A 16,927-nucleotide genomic window follows, 5' to 3' on the forward strand; every position below is an offset into this window, starting at 1 on the left:
ATTAGTAATTTGGTAAGAAGCTTGTCAGCTAACTGAAACAAGGCTGTCATTTTTGAGTGTTAATGTTTGCGATATATTTTATTGCGAATAATTACACATATGCCTGACACTGATGTCTTCTATACTGCGCTTGCTCTATTATCCTTTTTCTTTTTAATAAAAGCTTCTACACGACTGAAGCTTTCTAGGGCTAAGCACCCCTCTGTTCGAGGACATTCAAAATGGGCTAGGCGAGTTGCCAAATGGGTTCCTTATTTTTCTTACGATGAAGAGGCATTCTTTAGTAGCGATGAAGCTCCAATAGCTGTCGTTAATCAACGAAAAAAGGGTTTTAAGCAGCTAAGTGAAAGCTTAGCCTGCCATTCGCCAAAATCTACCGGATTTTATGCCAGTATAGAAGACAGTGTATCGGATGTACGCTTTACTAATTTATACCGGGTTCCCTATCCGTATCGTAACTACCTTGGTCAGCATATAAAACCGGCCTCAATTGTCACTGAGTCCTCAGGCATTATGCTGAAGGATCTCGATGGTCGCTGGGGAGTTGACCTGAGCGGCTCCTATGGGGTGAATGTTTTCGGCTACGACTTTTATAAGTCTTGCTTGAGAAAAGGGTTCGAAAACGCACAAAACCTTGGCCCTGTCTTGGGGCCTTATCACCCAATAATTAAAAATAATGTTGAAGAATTGAAGCGAATATCTGGTCTTGATGAGGTGTCGTTTCATATGTCTGGTACAGAAGCAGTTATGCAAGCGGTACGCTTGGCTCGTTATCATACCGGTAAGCGATATTTAGTTAGATTCTGTGGTGCTTATCATGGCTGGTGGGATGGGGTTCAGCCAGGCATTGGCAACCAACGTAAAACTAATGATGTTTATACATTACGTGATATGAGTGAACGTACGTTGAGTATTTTACGAACACGACGTGACATTGCCTGTGTGTTGGTTAATCCGTTGCAAGGGCTGCATCCAAATTCAGATGCCTCAAGTGACGCTATGTTGGTTAATAGCGAAAGAGCGGCGGCCTTTGATAAGACAGCGTATAGCGAGTGGTTACAAAAACTTCAGCAAGTGTGTAAAGAGCGCTCCATTGTATTAATTTTTGATGAGGTATTTACCGGGTTTAGGCTCTCTCATAAAGGCGCGCAAGGTTTTTTTGCTGTGCAGGCCGATTTGGTTACTTATGGTAAGACCGTAGGTGGCGGTTTACCGGTGGGTGTTTTATGTGGCAGGCATCATTTAATGCAGCGTTTTAAAGAAGATCGGCCGGCGAATGTGTCTTTTGCGCGTGGCACGTTTAACTCACACCCGTACGTTATGACCAGTATGGATGCTTTTTTACAAGCACTGCAAACAGAAGAGATTCAACGCTCATATCAAGTGCTAGAGCAGGTCTGGAACGATAGAGTGCAGCAGATGAACCAAGCATTAAAGGAAGCGAATGTGCCAGTCAAAATGGTCAACCTCAGCTCTATTCTCACTGTTTTATATACCCAACCGAGTCGCTATAACTGGATGTACCAGTATTACCTCAGGGAGGAAGGCATCCTGCTTAGCTGGATTGGAACAGGCAGGCTGATTATGAGCCATAACTTTACTGATGAGGAATTCGCTGAGGTGATTAAACACTTCATATCGGCTGGCCTAAAGATGAAAAAAGATGGCTGGTGGTGGCAGCATTCGGCATTAACGAATAAATGGATAAAAAGGCGGATGTTGAAGGATATGGTGAAATCGGTATCAGCAAAAAGGTTAGTGAAAGAGGCGAAGCGATGATTGACTTTACATCGAATGCGGTTATTAGTGATTTTCGCCAGTCATTAAAAGATGAGTTTGGGGAGTATCTGCGTACAGCACAAGAAGGCTTGGATTACGAAAACTGTCTGAAGATTGATTTTCACTGTCATGATCACAATAGTGATGTGCCCGATGAACTTTGGGGAAGAATCCTTGGCTTACCAGAAACATGGCTTAAGACGGATAACTTGGTTAAATGTTTACATAAAAATGATTGCGACGTTGTGACGATAACCAATCATAATAATGCTCGGTCATGTTGGGAGTTAATTGCTGAGGGTAAGGATGTGCTGGTGGGTACTGAGTTCACCTGCTATTTTCCTGAATATAATTTATTTGTTCATGTGTTAGCGTATGGTTTTAATGCAGAGCAAGAAAAACACCTTAATAAAACACGCGAAAATATTTACCAATTTTTAAAATTCGCAGCTGCTCAAAATATACCCGTTATATTGCCTCACCCGCTTTATTTGTATACACGTGATAACAATATCGATCAGGCTTTATTCGAGAAATTAGCGGTCATATTTCAGCGTTATGAAGTGCTCAATGGTCAACGAGATTTATGGCAAAGTGTTTTAACCTTAAATTGGGTAAAAACGTTAACGCCTGAAAAAATCAATTTGTATGCTGAAAAGCACGGCTTAACGCCCAGTGACTTTGCTGTTGACCCTGACAAACCCAAAGTATTAACGGGTGGCTCGGATGATCATATGGGGGTGTTTGCAGGCGAATGTGGGTCGTACCTCTATGTGCCAAATTTAGCGCAGCGCTTGAAAACAGAAAAACCTTCAGCGTTAGCCTTAGAGGCGTTAATTGAGGGCCGTGTCGTGCCATTTGGTTATGTGGAAGAAAATCAAAAACTGAATATCGCCTTGTTGGACTACTTTGTACAAGCCGCCGTTAAAATAGAAGACCCCGGCTTACTTAGACTGTTTTTTCACCGAGGAGAAACATCAGATAAAGTAGCCTGCTTTATTATTGCGAACTTATTGTTGGAGCTAAAAAAGAGTAAGCACGCTCAGAATTTTTTTAAATTTATCCATAAGGCACTACAAGGTAAAAAACCAGGTAAACTGCTGTCTTGGAAGGTAAAAAAAGATTATAAATTTTGTATCGAGCATTTAACGCGTATTGCAGATAGTAAAAACGGTTCGCCGAATGTTTTTGTGAATACAGTCAATAGCTCCGTTCAGGTGCTCTATAAAAAACTGAGTTTATTAATTGTACAGAGGCTAAAGACGTCATCGGTTGGATCGGGTAAGCAGTTAAGCAGCTTTTCTACCGCGGATCTGACCAGTAAGTTTGAAATTCCCAGCCAGCTAACGGCGCTGTTTTATAAAGACAAACCCCAGCAAGATTCCATCAGCAATATTAATATTGGTGAGCTATTAGACCATCTATCGTTTCCTATGTTGGTGAGTATGGTTCTCTTTAGTGCAACATTTGCTAGTACACGGTTGTTATACCAAAACAGATCATTCCTTAATGACTTCTCAGAGCGTTTAGGGTGTAACCAACACCCTAAACGTGCGCTTTATTTAACCGATACGCTCAGAGATAAAAACGGTGTTTCTAATTCATTGTCAGCCAAACTTAAGGAAATTCAGCAGTCAGACTTGCCAATTGATTTTCTTGTTTGTAGTACTGATATTGAAGAAGAGGCACATTTATATGTCGTTGAGCCAATAACAACGTTTAGTGTTGGGAAGTTTGGTGAGCAAGAACTTAGAGTGCCTGATTATCTTGAAGTGGCGAAGGTGTTTTATGAAGGGGGTTATGATCGAATTGTTTGTTCAACCGAAGGCCCTATGGCGATTGTTGCACTGGTACTTAAGCATATGTTCAATGTGCCGGCATTCTTTTTTATGCACACTGACTGGGTCGAGTTTATTAAAAATACCACAGACCTAACGCAACATGAATTAGATAGAGTTAGGCGTGCACTTCGCTTCTTTTATAAGCAATTTGAAGGCGTTTTTGTGCTTAACACGGAGCATCAGTCATGGCTCACTGGGCACCATATGCAATTAGAAGAAAGTCGGGTGCACTTAACTGCACATCACGTCGGGAAATTTGATGATATGCAAGTCATGCCATTGAGAAAAGAAGAGCTGTTTAACGATGCCAACAGTGAAACACCGGTGCTGCTTTTTGCCAGCCGCTTAAGCAAAGAAAAGGGCATATTCGATTTGCCGTTTATTTATCAAGAACTGAAAAAAAGGCTGCCAGATATTCGCTTTGTGATAGCCGGGTCTGGGCCAGATGAAGACGAATTAAAGGCTCAAATGCCAGAGGCAAATTTCCTTGGGTGGGTGGATAAGCAAACAATGGCAGCTGCTTATGCAGGGCTTGATTTAAAAGTGTTCCCATCACGTTTTGATACGTTTGGAAATGTTGTTTTAGAAGCATTTACCCAAGGCATGCCAGTGATTGCATACAATACAAAAGGCCCCAAAGATATTATTGAAGATGGAATTAATGGATTTTTGGTTGAAGATAAGCAGCAAATGGTTGAGCAAATAGAGCAGTTTTTTTCAAGCAATGTTAATAAAGCGGCGATGCGAGAAAATGCCCTTAATAGATGTCAGCAATATCAAGCGGAGCCAATAATGGCTGAATTTATGACAAACCTCGGCCTTAACGATTAATAAAAAAGTGAATGTCGTTGAAGGTTAGTGCGGCTTGAGACAGATGATTTCTAGGCTAACGCGAATGGAACGGTTAAATTTCTTATTAACAAACCGTATACCCCGTAAACTTTTCACTCACCTAATGGGTTGGTACAGCAAGATACAAAGCCCAACGCTAACAAGCTTATCCATCAGTATTTGGCGTATTTTTTCACCCGATTTGGACTTTTCCGAAGCAAAAAAACATAGCTTTAATTCATTGCATGAGTGCTTTATTCGCCAACTAAAAGAAGGGGTAAGGCCGATAGATACGTACAAAGGAGGCGTTGTTAGCCCTTGTGATGGCATTGTTGGTAGTCATGGCAAGATCGATAATGGGGTGGTCTACCAGGCGAAGGGTTTTCCCTATCACGTTGCCGATTTAATTCCGGATAAGGCGCTGCAGAAACGGCTACAAAATGGCTGTTATGTAACGTTAAGGCTAACCTCAACGATGTATCATCGTTTTCATGCACCCATCGATTGTGAGGTAGATAAGGTTACATATATCTCGGGTGACACATGGAATGTAAACCCAATTGCTCTGACCCGGATTAAGAACTTATTTTGTAAAAATGAGCGAGCGTTTATAGAGTTAAAAACAGGGCACAAAGATGAGTGTCTTGTGCTGGTGCCCGTTGCAGCTATTTTGGTGGCTAGCATGCAGTTTCACTGTTTAGCAGCCCCCCTGAATCTTCGCTATAAAGGACCTAATGTCTTGCCTTGCTCAGCCCTTTATAACAAAGGGGATGAGATGGGTTATTTTGAACATGGCTCAACTATTTTAGTTTTTGCCTCCAGCGAATTTGTAATAAACGAAGGCATTAGACAGGGCGAGTGTATAAAAATGGGTTCGCCGCTGTTACATAAAGCTACGTTTCGATAGTAATTAAAAGCTATTACAGTTCGCTAAACGGTCATGAGGGTGACATGCTAATGTCATATAAAGACGGCAAGCTGGTGTAAATTAATGATTGGAATTTCACCATGGGTTTTTTTGAAGAGCTACGTCAACAGCGCTGGGATGATCACCGTTACTATCATCATAATAGGGTAAACCAAGCGCTACATCTTTTTAGTGCAATGAGTTTTCTACTTAGTTATTACTACTTGTTTAAAGACCCAGTTGTTGCGGTTATGGTTGGTTGGTTAATTGCAATGGTGTTAAGGCAGATAGGGCACTTCTTTTTTGAACCTAAAACCTATGATGATGTTAATAACGCTTCACATGAATACAAAGAGAAAGTGAAGGTGGGTTATAACCTACATCGTAAAATAATTTTATTGAGTGTTTGGCTGCTGTCGCCTCTATTTTTATTGATAAGCCCTAGTTTTTTCGGCTTATTTGAACACGCCTCATCGAGCTATGATTATTTATACAACACCTCAATTCTTTGGTTGATTGTTGGTATTGGCGCTATTTTATTTAGAACGATTCATTTGTTTTTTATTATGGGCGTTCAATCCGGTTTGGTCTGGTGTAGTAAAATTATGACAGACCCGCTTCACGACATTTATATCTATTACAAATCACCGTACCTTTTATTAAAGGGCGATATGTATGATGAAATGAGTGATTGGTATGATGAAGATTTACAGGGCAGTCTAAAGAAAAATGGCCGTGTGGGCTAGCGAATGAAAATAGCGATAGCAGGTGCAGGCTATGTAGGCATATCGTTAGCTCTGCTACTGTCACAACGTAATCAGGTTGTTATTTTTGATATTTCAGCAGAGAGAATTGCTTTATTAAAACAGAAAAAATCGCCTATAGACGATTCAGACGTTAAGCAGTTTTTAAAGGATGACAGTCTTTCCTTGGTGGCTACCAACGATCAATATGAGGCGTATAACGAGGCTGATTATGTCATTATTGCCACGCCCACCAATTACAATGTGGATACCAATGCTTTTGATACCTCTTCTATAGAAACGGTTGTTGGCGATGTTTTGAGCATTAACCCTGAGGCTGTGATGGTTATTAAGTCAACGATTCCAGTTGGCTATACCTATAAAGTAAGGGAGCAATACGGTACAAAAAACATACTGTTTTCGCCGGAGTTTTTACGCGAAGGAAAAGCACTGCATGACAATTTGTACCCTTCTCGCATTATTGTTGGTGAAAAATCAGAGCGAGCAAGAGTGTTTGCTAAGCTGTTGGTGGATGGTGCAAAACTGCCGGCTGATGAAATACCGATATTATATACACACTCAACGGAGGCCGAAGGGGTTAAGCTGTTTTCAAACACGTACCTTGCAATGCGGGTTGCCTACTTTAATGAACTCGATAGCTATTGCGAGTTACATCAATTAGATACGCGTCAGGTGATTGAGGGCGTTGGTCTAGACCCAAGGATTGGTAAGCATTACAACAACCCGTCATTCGGTTATGGTGGTTATTGCTTACCTAAAGATACCAAGCAATTATTATCAAACTATCAACAAGTGCCGAATAATTTAATTAAAGCCATTGTTGATGCCAACAATACGCGTAAGGACTTTATTGCCGAGCAAATTATAAAAACCCAGCCAAAGGTAGTGGGTATCTATAGGCTTATTATGAAGCAAGGCTCCGATAACGTTCGTTCTTCAGCCGTGCAGGGTATTATGAAGCGTATTAAAGCCAAAGGCATTGAGGTGATTGTTTATGAGCCAGTGCTGGAGGGGACGAGTTTTTTTAATTCGCCGGTCATGAGCAATTTGGATTCTTTTAAAAGCCAAGCGGATCTTATTGTCGCCAATCGATTATCAAATGATTTACACGATGTGCTGTGCAAAGTGTATACAAGGGATTTATTTGGTAATGATGCATAGGTGAGAGCAGAATCGTTGCAGCCAATATAAGCTTATTTATAACGCACAGTTCTTTCAAATAAAATTAAGCACAGGTAGCTTGCCGAACCGTATAGTTGCGGGTAAGTTGCCTGCTTCAATTGATCAAAAACGCAAAGGGTTTGGAGCTAATATTGGTTTTCGCTGAGAAGAGGCTCTTTTTTATGAAAGAGCCGATAAAAAGCTGGCTACGTACTCTATGAGTAAATACATATCAGCTATTTATCGGCAAGTATGACGGTTTTAGTTGTATTGAGCGTCTTCCATAAAGGCTTCTATCCACATTTTGCATAGTGGTGAGCGAACAATGTCTTCAACTTGAAACTCTATAATAGGAACAGGTAAGTTTAATTTGTTGATCAGTTGTAGAACTTTGTGTAAGCCATTGGAGCCCATGATGTCAGATTGCATAATATCGCCATTGATGATGACTCGTGAATTGTCGCCAACACGGGTAACAAACATTTCCATTTCTTTCGGACTAGTATTTTGTGCTTCATCTAAAATAACAAATGCATCATTAAACGATCGTCCGCGCATGGTTTCAAAAGGGGCTATTTCTAAGTTGCCGTTTTTAAGCATGGTGTCATAGGTTCCGTCGCCTAATTGCTGCCGAATAACATCGGTAAATGGGGCCACCCAAGGCGCCATTTTTTCAGTTAACGTGCCAGGGAAAAACCCCAGTGACTCCGATGCAGATACATTAGGCCGTGTTAAGACAATTTTGTTAATTTCGCCATCAAAATACATACGTGAAGCTAGCGTAGCCGCTATGTATGTTTTACCTGTACCGGCGGGGCCCATCACGCAAACCATATCATTTTCAAAAATGGCTCGAATATACTCTTTCTGGGTGAAATTTTTAGCCAATATTTCCGGGCGGTTATCAACGACATAGAACTTCTCCTTTTTACGACGGGCGCTCATAAAGTTATCTCCAGATCATTTAGGGGGGGTAAAGCGAGTGATGATTAAGTATTAGGTCGAAAATAAGTAGATGGCTTGCTACAACACATATGAAAATACTAAGTAAGCTGAAGAGAGCGATTAATGCACTCTTATCCATATTGTTTAAGCTTATTAGACTTATATGCCTGACTGTATTTTTCTTTGGTCTATTAAATACGCCGTGATGGCTTATCGGTTGAGGCTTGTTATCTGCGCGCAAGTTTTTAGCAAAGGTGGCACTGTGAGCTAATGATGAGGGAGCATTAGCGACCAATGTCATCGACCTTGGTTTTTTTGAGTTTTGCTACTACCTGACGCAATCACGCTATTCATTCGAACAATCCCTGAAGCCAGTATTAAACTTAAATAGCTAATGTAGTGATGTTTTATCACAGTTCTTTAAAGCTGTATAGCCGTCATGACGGTTGATTTTGGGCTTATTTAGCTTGAAGGCTTTTTTTGCTAGACTAAGAAATAAGCATGGTCAGCTTTAGTATGGGTATTCTAAGCATTATTCTTGATATTTTACTGAGTAAGCATATAGAGCAGCCGTTAAACTGCACGATTAGTAACGAATATAAAATTGAGATATCAAGATGATGAAAGCATGTACAGCGGTATTGCCCAGTAAAAAACTAGTTTGGTTGATGCTTATTGTCTTCAGTCTTCTTTTGGAATCGGTTGCGTTAATTTATCAGTATGTTTTGGATTACCCTCCTTGCGTTGTGTGTATTCAAATACGAATTTTACTTGTTGCGATGATTGTCATTTCGTTAATAGGGCTGTTATTAAGGGCTTATATGTTTTCACGCTTTGTTAGTTTATTGGCCTTGTTAGCTGTGTGTGGTGTTTCTATCGAGCGCTCTTGGATGTTATTGGGCACAGAGCGGGGCTTTATTTTTGGCAGCTGTGGTTTTGATTTAGGCTTGCCAGCTTGGTTAGCGCTTGATGAATGGCTGCCGTTTGTTTTTAAAGTACAAACGACATGTAGTTATACACCTGAAATAGCGTTTGGCATTACGATGGCGGAAGCCTTATTGGCCTTTTTTAGTGTGATGGCCTTATTTATTGTTTATTTATTATTTGTTATTGCGAAACCAGCTGAATAGGGCTTTATCAACAATAGTGTATCGTTTAGAGCAATATTGCGATGCTAAGCAACAAGGGTATCGATACTACAACGGCAACATTGCTTGCTAGATAAAGTGGGTGTTTACCAATGCACTCTTTATGTTTTATCGCACCATATAAAGCAACGCATGCCAGTGGCATAGGCGTTAAGGCAATCCAACTTTGGCTGGGCAAATAACCAATCAAAACATTAGCAGTAATTATTAACATTGTTAAAAGTGTGAATAAACCGTAAATAAAATTACTTAGGTTAAAGCCGTAGGCAATTGGAAAGTGGTTGCGCCCTATTTGAGCATCGGCTTGTATATCGGGGTATTGATTAAGCAGTAATAGGTTATTAGCGAGTAAAAAAGGAATTACGCCAATGACAAAGCTTTTAGCCAAATATTCGCCGGTTAATACAAACTGGGTGCCCACGACCATCAAAATGCCAAAGCCTATCCCCGGTGTGAGGAGGCAAATGATGGGGCGTTTATTGATGTATTGAGTATATGTCAGTATTAAGCCTATTCCAATCAGCCCGATCGGCAATAATCGAATGCCACAGTGCGAGAGGAAAAAACAGCCGATCAAAGTGGTTAGAAGGAGAGAAAAAATGCCAATATAGAAGACCATATTGGCATTGTCAGGGTGTTGAGGTAAGGCACCACTGCCACCTGAAAAAGGTGTTTTTATCGTGATTGAATCTAGCCCGCTTTTGAAATCAAAATATTCATTAAGGGTGTTGACGCTGATGTGGGCCAATAAAGCGCCGGTTAGTGCCAGCAACAGAATGGGAATGCTAATGTCTGGCTGGCTAGAGATCGCAATACTGGCTCCTAGGAACACACAAGCCATCGTTAAAATCAAGAACGGCAACCTCATCGATAAAGTGGCGACGGCGAGCATCATGGATTAAGAATGCTAAATTAGACGCAAGATTTTACAACACCACCATCAACGCGTACGGCAGCGCCGGTGGTTGCCGAGGCTAACGGGCTGCATAAATAGGTGACCATGTTGGCGACTTCTTGTGTATCAGCAAAACGTTTGATCAGTGACGAAGGCCGCATAGATTGGAAAAACTCTTTTTCGAATGCTTCAAACTCTTGACCGCCGCTGACCTGATCGACAAATTCAACGACACCTTCCGAACGTGTAGGGCCAGGTAACACGGCGTTAACAGTAATGCCAGTACCTGCACACGTTTCAGCTAAGCCGCGTGAAACAGCCAGTTGGGCTGTTTTGGTGGTGCCGTAATGAATCATTTCTTGCGGAATTTGTATGGCACTTTCGCTACTAATAAAGATAATTCGGCCCCAGTCTTTTTCTCGCATATAGGGTAAATATGCACGTGACAGTCTGACACCGCTAAGTACGTTAACGTTAAAAAACCGTTCCCAGTCCTCATCAGGAATATCCATAAAGTCTTTTGGCTCGAAAATACCTAGGGCGTTGACTAAAATATCTATGTGAGGGTGCTCGGCGGTTAGTTGATCACAGCCTTTGCTGGTTGAAAGGTCAGCGCTTATATATTCAACCTGTGCTTGCGGATATTCAGACAGAATTTTTTCTTTAGCTGTGACCAATTTGGCCTCATTTCTGCCGTTAATGATAACCTTTGCGCCTTCTGCCGCGAGCGTTTTAGCGATGGCAAAACCAATGCCCTGGCTAGAACCTGAAACGAGGGCTTTTTTATCGTTAATTTGTAAATCCATTATGTGTTTTCTCCAAGAGTTTTTGCTTTTTCCTTTGCTATCGCAATAGCGCTATTCACCGAGTCTGGGTCGGCCAGTGTAGGTTCTATTAGCACACTTTTTATTTCCCTAAAGCCAATAAAGCCTAAAGCCATTTCTAGGTAAGTTTTTTGAAAATCCATGCCCTTCGCCTCAGGAGTGCTGTATTCGCCACCACGAGAATAAATGGCGGTAACCGGTTTTCCTGTCACTAACCCAAAGAAGCCGGTCTCGGGGTTAACGCTAAAAGTAAGGCCAGGTTGAGTGATGATATCAATATAGTGTTTTAACTTATAGGGGATGGAAAAATTCCACATAGGAACGCTAAGCAAGTAGCAGTCAGCGTTTTTAAATTGCTCAATAAGCGTAACGATCTGTTGCCATGCAAGGGCCTCAGCTTCATTGGGGTTTTGGCCGTGTAAGACACTGTATTTGGCATTCAGGCGATCGCCATCAAACTCAGGCAAGTTCATATCCCAAATATTTAAGGTGGTAACAGTATTGTCTGCTGAAACTGATTTAAAGGCACGAATGTATGTATTCGCAACATCAGTAGAACTTGAGCGGTCACCGCGTGGTGATGCTTGAATATAAAGTAGTTTGCTCATGGTGTCCTCGTAAATTATTGAGTTGATATTTACCCTAACATCCCTTTACGAAGCTGTGAATTTTTTCATATTAGATGAAGCTAATTTGCGACGGGGTTTACAAAATTTATTTCAGTCGAACGATTAAAAATCTCAGAAATAGCATGGTGTTATAGGTAAAAATTAGATGACTGAAAATATAGCTTGCCAATAGAAAATTTTCATAGACAGCCACGAAGCATTATGATTTACTAATTAACGTTCGTTAGAATTTTGCGGGTAAACATAAACCCCACCTTCATAGGTCGGAGAAACTTCGGAGAAAGAGAATGGGAAATGCAAGTGTTATGGCGATACCGCCACTGGGCTCACATGAACTTGGTACGGAAGCTATTCCGTCCGATCATTATTCGTCGCAAGCCTTTTTTGAGCAGGAAAAGGAAAACATATTTAAGAAAACATGGTTGATGGCAGGCAGAGAAAGTGATGTTGCCGAGCATGGCGATTATATTACTTATTTTATTGATGCCTTAGAAGTCTCCATCATCATCACTCGAGATAAGCATGGGCAAGTGAACGCTTTTTATAATGCGTGTACACACCGAGGGGCGCATGTTTTGACTGAACCATGCGGTAAAGCAAAATTTATGACCTGTGGCTTTCATGGCTGGGTCTTTGACGCTGAAGGTCAGTTAGCAGACGTGCCGGGTGAAGATCTTTTTGGTGACTTTAATAAAAGTAAATTGGGCCTTAAGCCAGTATCTGTTGATGTATGGGGTGGGTTTGTTTTTATTAACCTTGACCCCAAGCCAAGTGTTCCTCTGAAAGAGTACCTACAGCCGCTTAATGAGTCTTTTGACAAGTACCTAGGCAATAAAGATTGGACGTGGAGCTATGGCTGGCGCTCTACATTTAATGCCAACTGGAAATTATTGGTGGATGCACAAATCGAAGGCTACCACGTTGATCAGACACACCGTAATACCATCGCGGGTGCTATCCCGGGTACTTATGCGCCAGCTGATGTTTATCCAGACAGTATTGGCGTGCCGGCAAGAGTTTGTGCATACCGGCCGGAGGAAATGATGGGTATACAAACAGACGTTGCTCTATTGTCGGCCAAGCACGGAGCCACTTCTTTGTACACAAAGTCTGAAAATGAGTTTAGCGCAGATGATGGCGCGGGTGTTTTAAATGATGATCATCCGTTGTGGATTTTTGATGCTTATTTATTATTTCCTAATGTCGTTTTATTTATCCAGAAAGGCCAAATTCTAGTTCAAAGAACGCTGCCTATTTCGCCCGATAAGTGTCTTTGGGAAGTAGATTTCTTCCACACCGGTGAAATAGAAAACTTTGGCCAATTGTTCAATTCTGAACAAGGTCGTATTCAGATTAGGGATGTATTAACCGAAGACTTGTACACGGCTGAAGGCATTCAGATGAACTTTAATGCAGGCATCATAAAAGAGATCCATATTAATAGGCAGGAAATCCCTATTCGTGCTTATTACCATCGTCTTATGAGCGCAATGAAAGGAACAGGAGAATAAAATGAGCAACGCGATAGCACGCCCAGATACCAGTGATATTGAGGCTGAAATAAACAAATGGGCGCTTCCAACCACAGAAGATAGGCTGGTAAAGCGAATGAATAGCACAATGGATGAGATTAATTCATTCCATTATGCAATGTTACCAAAGCTGCCTGCGATCATTGATTACTTAAACCAATTTAAATTGGCTGACTTATCAGAAGAGGACCTTAAGCTATCAAGAGCAGCTCTTGCCATGTGTGAGGTTGATAATGCGGTGTATAAATGGAAAGCACCGATTTTAAACACCGGCATCGATACGTTGAGAATGGTTAAAAAGTCAGGCTTTAGCGACAGGGTTATCTTATGAGCGGTCGTCTAGCAGGAAAGGTTGCTTTAATAACAGGTACCGCAGGTGGTCAGGGCCGTGCAGCGGCAGAAATGTTTGCCGCACAAGGCGCAAAAATTGTTGGCTGTGACGTAAAAGAAGGCGAGCACGAGGAAACAGTTCGCCGGGTTGTTGATGCGGGTGGTGAAATGGTCAGCCGTGTTGTTGATTTAGGCGACGAAGATCAAGTAAAAAGCTGGATAGATTTTGCAGTAGAAAGCTACGGTGATTTTGATATTTTATATAACAATGCGTCCGCCGTACGTTATGGCAAGATTGATGAATTTTCAACCGAAGACTGGCACTGGCTAGTTCGTAATGAGCTGGATTTGGTGTATTACGCGATCAAACATGCCTTTCCAATTATGAAACGCCGAGGGGGTGGCAGTATTGTCAATACTGCGTCTGCCGCAGGTGTTATTGGGTCTACTTTTGCAGGTCATATCCATCAGTTTGCACATTCCATGACAAAAGGCGGGGTGATTGCGATGACGCGAACATTAGCGGCAGAGTTTGCCGATGCCAAAATACGCGTTAATAGTATTTCCCCAGGATTAATTGAAACCCCCGCATTTGCTGTTTTCCCAGATAAAGCGCTGTTGAAGAAAATGATCGATGACATTATGAAACTACAGCTGATGGATGTATTAGGGCAGCCTGAAGATATTGCTTATTGCGCACTCTATTTGGCCTCAGAAGAATCCCGCTTCGCGACGGGGCAAAATTTTTGTATCGATGGTGGCCTCACGGCTATTTAATTAAACAATCACATAAGGAATGAACATGATTAAGCTTTATCATATAGAAGCTGAAGGGGATCCCTTCGGTGGCTCACGAAACGGTTGTAAAGCCGTTATTGCATTAGAAGAAATTGGTGTGGGTTATGAAATCAATGCATTAGATCGGATGGCTGATTGTCGACCTACCGATGCGCCTTACCGACAAATAAATCCAAATGGTGTCACACCCACGATAGATGATAATGGTTTTATTCTTTGGGAGTCAGGCGCTATTCTTCAGTATCTAGCCGATGCAAATCCATCATCTGGCTTATTACCAACAGATTTAAAAGAACGTGCCAAAGTTCTACAGTGGGTAGCGTGGGAAGGAGCATCCTTTGCGCCGGCTTTACTCAACTTCTTTTTCGCCATGACCGCGCCTGAGCCAGATGAAGCAACTGTTGCCAGTACCAAAGAAGCTTTCCTAAGCACGTTAGATATCCTAAATAAGCAATTAGCAGGGCAAGACTATATCTGTGGTTATTACTCCATTGCCGATATCGCTATTGGCGCGATTACCTCGCTATCTTTTCTTCTTGGTCTTGATTTATCACCCTACCCGAACATTTTATCTTGGTTAGCTCGTTTGCGTGAAAAACCATCTTGGCAAGCAGCGCCAGCGGTAATGTCGGATATGGAGGCTGGTAAAGAACAAATTGGTTAATAGTCAATTCGAGTGCTTAGCCAAGGTATAGCGCTTAGGGAGGATAAGAGATGAGTAAGTTTGATTACAATAAATTAATAGATAATGAAGCAGCGCTGCAATCACGCAGTATTTTTTGGGAACCAGAGATTTATCAAGAAGAGCTAAAGCAGATCTTTAATCGCTGCTGGCTTTTTTTGGGACACGATAGCCAATTACCTGAAGCAGGCGACTTTTTAAGAACTTACATGGGCGAAGACGATGTGATCGTTGTGCGTGGTGAAGATGGTGAGGTAAGAGCCTTTTTGAATGCCTGTAGTCACCGAGGTAATAAAGTGTGTCATGCGGAGTGGGGTAAAACAAAAGCCTTTACGTGCTCATATCACGGTTGGGCGTATGACAATATGGGTGAGCTGGCTGCCGTGCCGCTAGAAGAATCAATCTATGACAATTTGGATCGTAGTAAGTTAGGTCTGGTACCGGTGGCTAGGGTACAAAACTACAAGGGAATGATCTTTGGTACCTTTGCCGAAGAAGGCCCGGACCTAGTGGAATACTTAGGCGACATGGCCTATTACCTAGATGTTGTACTCGATGCTTCACCAGAAGGGATGGAGCTTATCGGCACGCCATACCGAGTAGAAATACCCGGTAACTGGAAGCTACCTGTAGAAAATGCGATTGGTGATGGCTATCACGTAGCTTGGGCACATGCGGGTGCTATGCGAGTGGTGGGCACTATTGGTCAAGGACGTAGTGAATCGGTTCTTGGTATTGGCAAAGATAACACCGGCTTTGATGACTCAGGGCAATTACAAATTGCAATACCGCCACATACTATCTTATCCACACTCGATGGGCAGTCAGGCTATGCACTATATGATAATCCCGGGCCGTGCATTGAGCACCTTGAGCGAGTGAGGCCAAGTGTTGTGGAGCGTTTAGGTGAGGTGCGTGGCAAGCAACTACTAGGCTCAGAGACGCATATGGGGGTTTTCCCTAACTTGCAAATTATTCAGGGTTTAAACCTGCTGCGGGTTATTCACCCGAAAGGCCCAGGTGCTTTTGAGGTGGCAACCTATTCTATGGCAGATAAAAACACACCTGATGAGGTGAAAGATATTATTGTCAAACATGTCGGTCAGACATTCGGCTCAGCGGGTATTTTAGAAGGTGATGATGGTGATTTTACCGAAGCGATCACACACTCTCCCAATGGGTATGCAACTAGGCAAATGAAGGGTTGGCTGGGTATGGCTAAGGGGCGAACAATGGATTGGGATGGGCCTGGAGAAGCCTCCCCGGGTATTGTTAATGAGCTTTGTCAGCGAGAGTTTTATGCGCAGTGGCAACGAACTATGTTGGCTGAATCAGCCAGCGATATTTTGCCGCAAGCACCGGTACAGAAGGAGTCTGTCAATGGCTAGAAAACAAAAAATAGCGCCAGTGGGCAAAGACACAGATATGCAAACAGCTTATCGAATAGAACGGTTTTTGGCAGCTGAAGCACGTGTTTTGGATGAAGAACGTTACGATGATTGGCTGACCATGTTGGATGAAAACATTGCTTATAAAATGCCTATTCCAATGAATACTTATCGAAGGAACAGGCTAGGCAAAAGTTCCATTTGTGAAACGATGATCTACGATGAAAACTTTGAAAAGTTAAAGCAACGGGCAGCCAGAGAAGATACCGGCATGGTTTGGCTAAACGACCCAGCGACCCACCATGTTCGTACCGTAACAAATATTGAGTCGTTTTGTACCGATGAGGCGAGTGTTTACGATGTGCGAAGTAAATTTACCCTATTGCGCGCAAGACGCGATAAAGACCACATTAGCCATACTGGTACGCGCAAAGACTTGTTGCATGATACTGGCAATGGCTTGAAGTTAGTCG

The 16,927-nt window shown here is 42.1% G+C and carries 16 protein-coding genes; 12 read left to right on the top strand and 4 right to left on the bottom strand.

What is annotated here, in order from left to right:
• Positions 1-99: 99 nt before the first annotated feature.
• From KUG63_RS11150 to KUG63_RS11170, 5 genes are all read left to right on the top strand, one after another.
• Entirely contained in the window at positions 100-1,779 is a 1,680-nt protein-coding gene (locus KUG63_RS11150) for an aminotransferase class III-fold pyridoxal phosphate-dependent enzyme (RefSeq protein WP_287555370.1), read from the top strand.
• Complete coding sequence (locus tag KUG63_RS11155; RefSeq protein WP_287555371.1) at positions 1,701-4,451, top strand: glycosyltransferase; 2,751 nt, start codon at positions 1,701-1,703, stop codon at positions 4,449-4,451. Before KUG63_RS11150 ends, KUG63_RS11155 begins: the two co-directional genes overlap by 79 nt.
• 64 nt (positions 4,452-4,515) lie before the next feature.
• On the top strand, positions 4,516-5,358 hold the full coding sequence (gene asd, locus KUG63_RS11160) for an archaetidylserine decarboxylase (RefSeq protein WP_016390791.1): 843 nt from the start codon (positions 4,516-4,518) through the stop codon (positions 5,356-5,358).
• A 101-nt stretch (positions 5,359-5,459) separates the two neighbouring features.
• A complete protein-coding gene (locus tag KUG63_RS11165; RefSeq protein WP_016390792.1) occupies positions 5,460-6,104 on the top strand; it encodes a hypothetical protein in 645 nt (214 codons plus the stop codon).
• Positions 6,105-6,107: 3 nt separating this feature from the next.
• Positions 6,108-7,283, top strand: coding sequence for a nucleotide sugar dehydrogenase (locus tag KUG63_RS11170; protein ID WP_287555373.1), 1,176 nt, complete (start codon positions 6,108-6,110; stop codon positions 7,281-7,283).
• Between the two features lie 261 nt (positions 7,284-7,544).
• On the opposite strand, the gene KUG63_RS11175 is transcribed toward KUG63_RS11170, so the two are convergent.
• Positions 7,545-8,228 (bottom strand): PhoH family protein, encoded by a 684-nt coding sequence (locus tag KUG63_RS11175; protein ID WP_015006985.1) that lies wholly within the window; start codon positions 8,226-8,228, stop codon positions 7,545-7,547.
• 617 nt (positions 8,229-8,845) lie between these two features.
• Between KUG63_RS11175 and KUG63_RS11180 the strand changes: the two genes are divergently transcribed.
• Positions 8,846-9,358, top strand: coding sequence for a disulfide bond formation protein B (locus KUG63_RS11180; RefSeq protein WP_238538332.1), 513 nt, complete (start codon positions 8,846-8,848; stop codon positions 9,356-9,358).
• A 25-nt stretch (positions 9,359-9,383) separates the two neighbouring features.
• Here the strand turns inward: KUG63_RS11180 and KUG63_RS11185 are convergent, their stop codons facing one another.
• From KUG63_RS11185 to KUG63_RS11195, 3 genes are read right to left on the bottom strand one after another with little or no spacing between them, the layout of a single operon-like run.
• Entirely contained in the window at positions 9,384-10,271 is an 888-nt protein-coding gene (locus tag KUG63_RS11185; protein ID WP_277642531.1) for a prenyltransferase, read from the bottom strand.
• 17 nt (positions 10,272-10,288) lie between these two features.
• Complete coding sequence (locus KUG63_RS11190; RefSeq protein WP_287555375.1) at positions 10,289-11,077, bottom strand: SDR family NAD(P)-dependent oxidoreductase; 789 nt, start codon at positions 11,075-11,077, stop codon at positions 10,289-10,291.
• The gene (locus KUG63_RS11195) at positions 11,077-11,703 is read right to left on the bottom strand and encodes an FMN-dependent NADH-azoreductase (protein WP_287555377.1); all 627 of its coding nucleotides are present in this window, start codon (positions 11,701-11,703) and stop codon (positions 11,077-11,079) included. Before KUG63_RS11195 ends, KUG63_RS11190 begins: the two co-directional genes overlap by 1 nt.
• 308 nt (positions 11,704-12,011) lie before the next feature.
• On the opposite strand from KUG63_RS11195, the gene KUG63_RS11200 reads away from it, so the two are divergent.
• The 6 genes from KUG63_RS11200 to KUG63_RS11225 form a co-directional block, all read left to right on the top strand.
• Complete coding sequence (locus KUG63_RS11200) at positions 12,012-13,235, top strand: aromatic ring-hydroxylating oxygenase subunit alpha (protein ID WP_287555378.1); 1,224 nt, start codon at positions 12,012-12,014, stop codon at positions 13,233-13,235.
• 1 nt (position 13,236) lies between these two features.
• A complete protein-coding gene (locus KUG63_RS11205) occupies positions 13,237-13,587 on the top strand; it encodes a hypothetical protein (RefSeq protein WP_015006979.1) in 351 nt (116 codons plus the stop codon).
• Positions 13,584-14,363, top strand: a complete 780-nt coding sequence (locus KUG63_RS11210) for an SDR family NAD(P)-dependent oxidoreductase (protein WP_015006978.1) — start codon at positions 13,584-13,586, stop codon at positions 14,361-14,363. Before KUG63_RS11205 ends, KUG63_RS11210 begins: the two co-directional genes overlap by 4 nt.
• Positions 14,364-14,388: 25 nt before the next feature.
• Entirely contained in the window at positions 14,389-15,048 is a 660-nt protein-coding gene (locus KUG63_RS11215; RefSeq protein ID WP_287555381.1) for a glutathione S-transferase family protein, read from the top strand.
• A 50-nt stretch (positions 15,049-15,098) separates the two neighbouring features.
• Positions 15,099-16,454, top strand: coding sequence for an aromatic ring-hydroxylating oxygenase subunit alpha (locus KUG63_RS11220; RefSeq protein WP_015006976.1), 1,356 nt, complete (start codon positions 15,099-15,101; stop codon positions 16,452-16,454).
• On the top strand, positions 16,447-16,927 hold a 481-nt coding region (locus KUG63_RS11225; protein WP_287555383.1), incomplete at its 3' end, for an aromatic-ring-hydroxylating dioxygenase subunit beta. The genes KUG63_RS11220 and KUG63_RS11225, both read left to right, overlap by 8 nt.

It is taken from the genome of Cycloclasticus sp. (assembly GCF_019090545.1).
Lineage (GTDB): Bacteria > Pseudomonadota > Gammaproteobacteria > Methylococcales > Cycloclasticaceae > Cycloclasticus > Cycloclasticus pugetii.

Excerpts from the sequence above, each read along its gene's own strand:
- KUG63_RS11175 (WP_015006985.1), bottom strand. The coding sequence starts at position 8,228 with ATGAGCGCCCGTCGTAAAAAGGAGAAGTTCTATGTCGTTGATAACCGC.
- KUG63_RS11150 (WP_287555370.1), top strand. The coding sequence starts at position 100 with ATGCCTGACACTGATGTCTTCTATACTGCGCTTGCTCTATTATCCTTT.
- KUG63_RS11180 (WP_238538332.1), top strand. The coding sequence starts at position 8,846 with ATGATGAAAGCATGTACAGCGGTATTGCCCAGTAAAAAACTAGTTTGG.
- KUG63_RS11215 (WP_287555381.1), top strand. The coding sequence starts at position 14,389 with ATGATTAAGCTTTATCATATAGAAGCTGAAGGGGATCCCTTCGGTGGC.
- KUG63_RS11200 (WP_287555378.1), top strand. The coding sequence starts at position 12,012 with ATGGGAAATGCAAGTGTTATGGCGATACCGCCACTGGGCTCACATGAA.
- KUG63_RS11165 (WP_016390792.1), top strand. The coding sequence starts at position 5,460 with ATGGGTTTTTTTGAAGAGCTACGTCAACAGCGCTGGGATGATCACCGT.
- KUG63_RS11220 (WP_015006976.1), top strand. The coding sequence starts at position 15,099 with ATGAGTAAGTTTGATTACAATAAATTAATAGATAATGAAGCAGCGCTG.
- KUG63_RS11195 (WP_287555377.1), bottom strand. The coding sequence starts at position 11,703 with ATGAGCAAACTACTTTATATTCAAGCATCACCACGCGGTGACCGCTCA.
- KUG63_RS11190 (WP_287555375.1), bottom strand. The coding sequence starts at position 11,077 with ATGGATTTACAAATTAACGATAAAAAAGCCCTCGTTTCAGGTTCTAGC.
- KUG63_RS11185 (WP_277642531.1), bottom strand. The coding sequence starts at position 10,271 with ATGATGCTCGCCGTCGCCACTTTATCGATGAGGTTGCCGTTCTTGATT.
- asd (WP_016390791.1), top strand. The coding sequence starts at position 4,516 with ATGGAACGGTTAAATTTCTTATTAACAAACCGTATACCCCGTAAACTT.
- KUG63_RS11155 (WP_287555371.1), top strand. The coding sequence starts at position 1,701 with ATGGATAAAAAGGCGGATGTTGAAGGATATGGTGAAATCGGTATCAGC.
- KUG63_RS11210 (WP_015006978.1), top strand. The coding sequence starts at position 13,584 with ATGAGCGGTCGTCTAGCAGGAAAGGTTGCTTTAATAACAGGTACCGCA.
- KUG63_RS11205 (WP_015006979.1), top strand. The coding sequence starts at position 13,237 with ATGAGCAACGCGATAGCACGCCCAGATACCAGTGATATTGAGGCTGAA.
- KUG63_RS11170 (WP_287555373.1), top strand. The coding sequence starts at position 6,108 with ATGAAAATAGCGATAGCAGGTGCAGGCTATGTAGGCATATCGTTAGCT.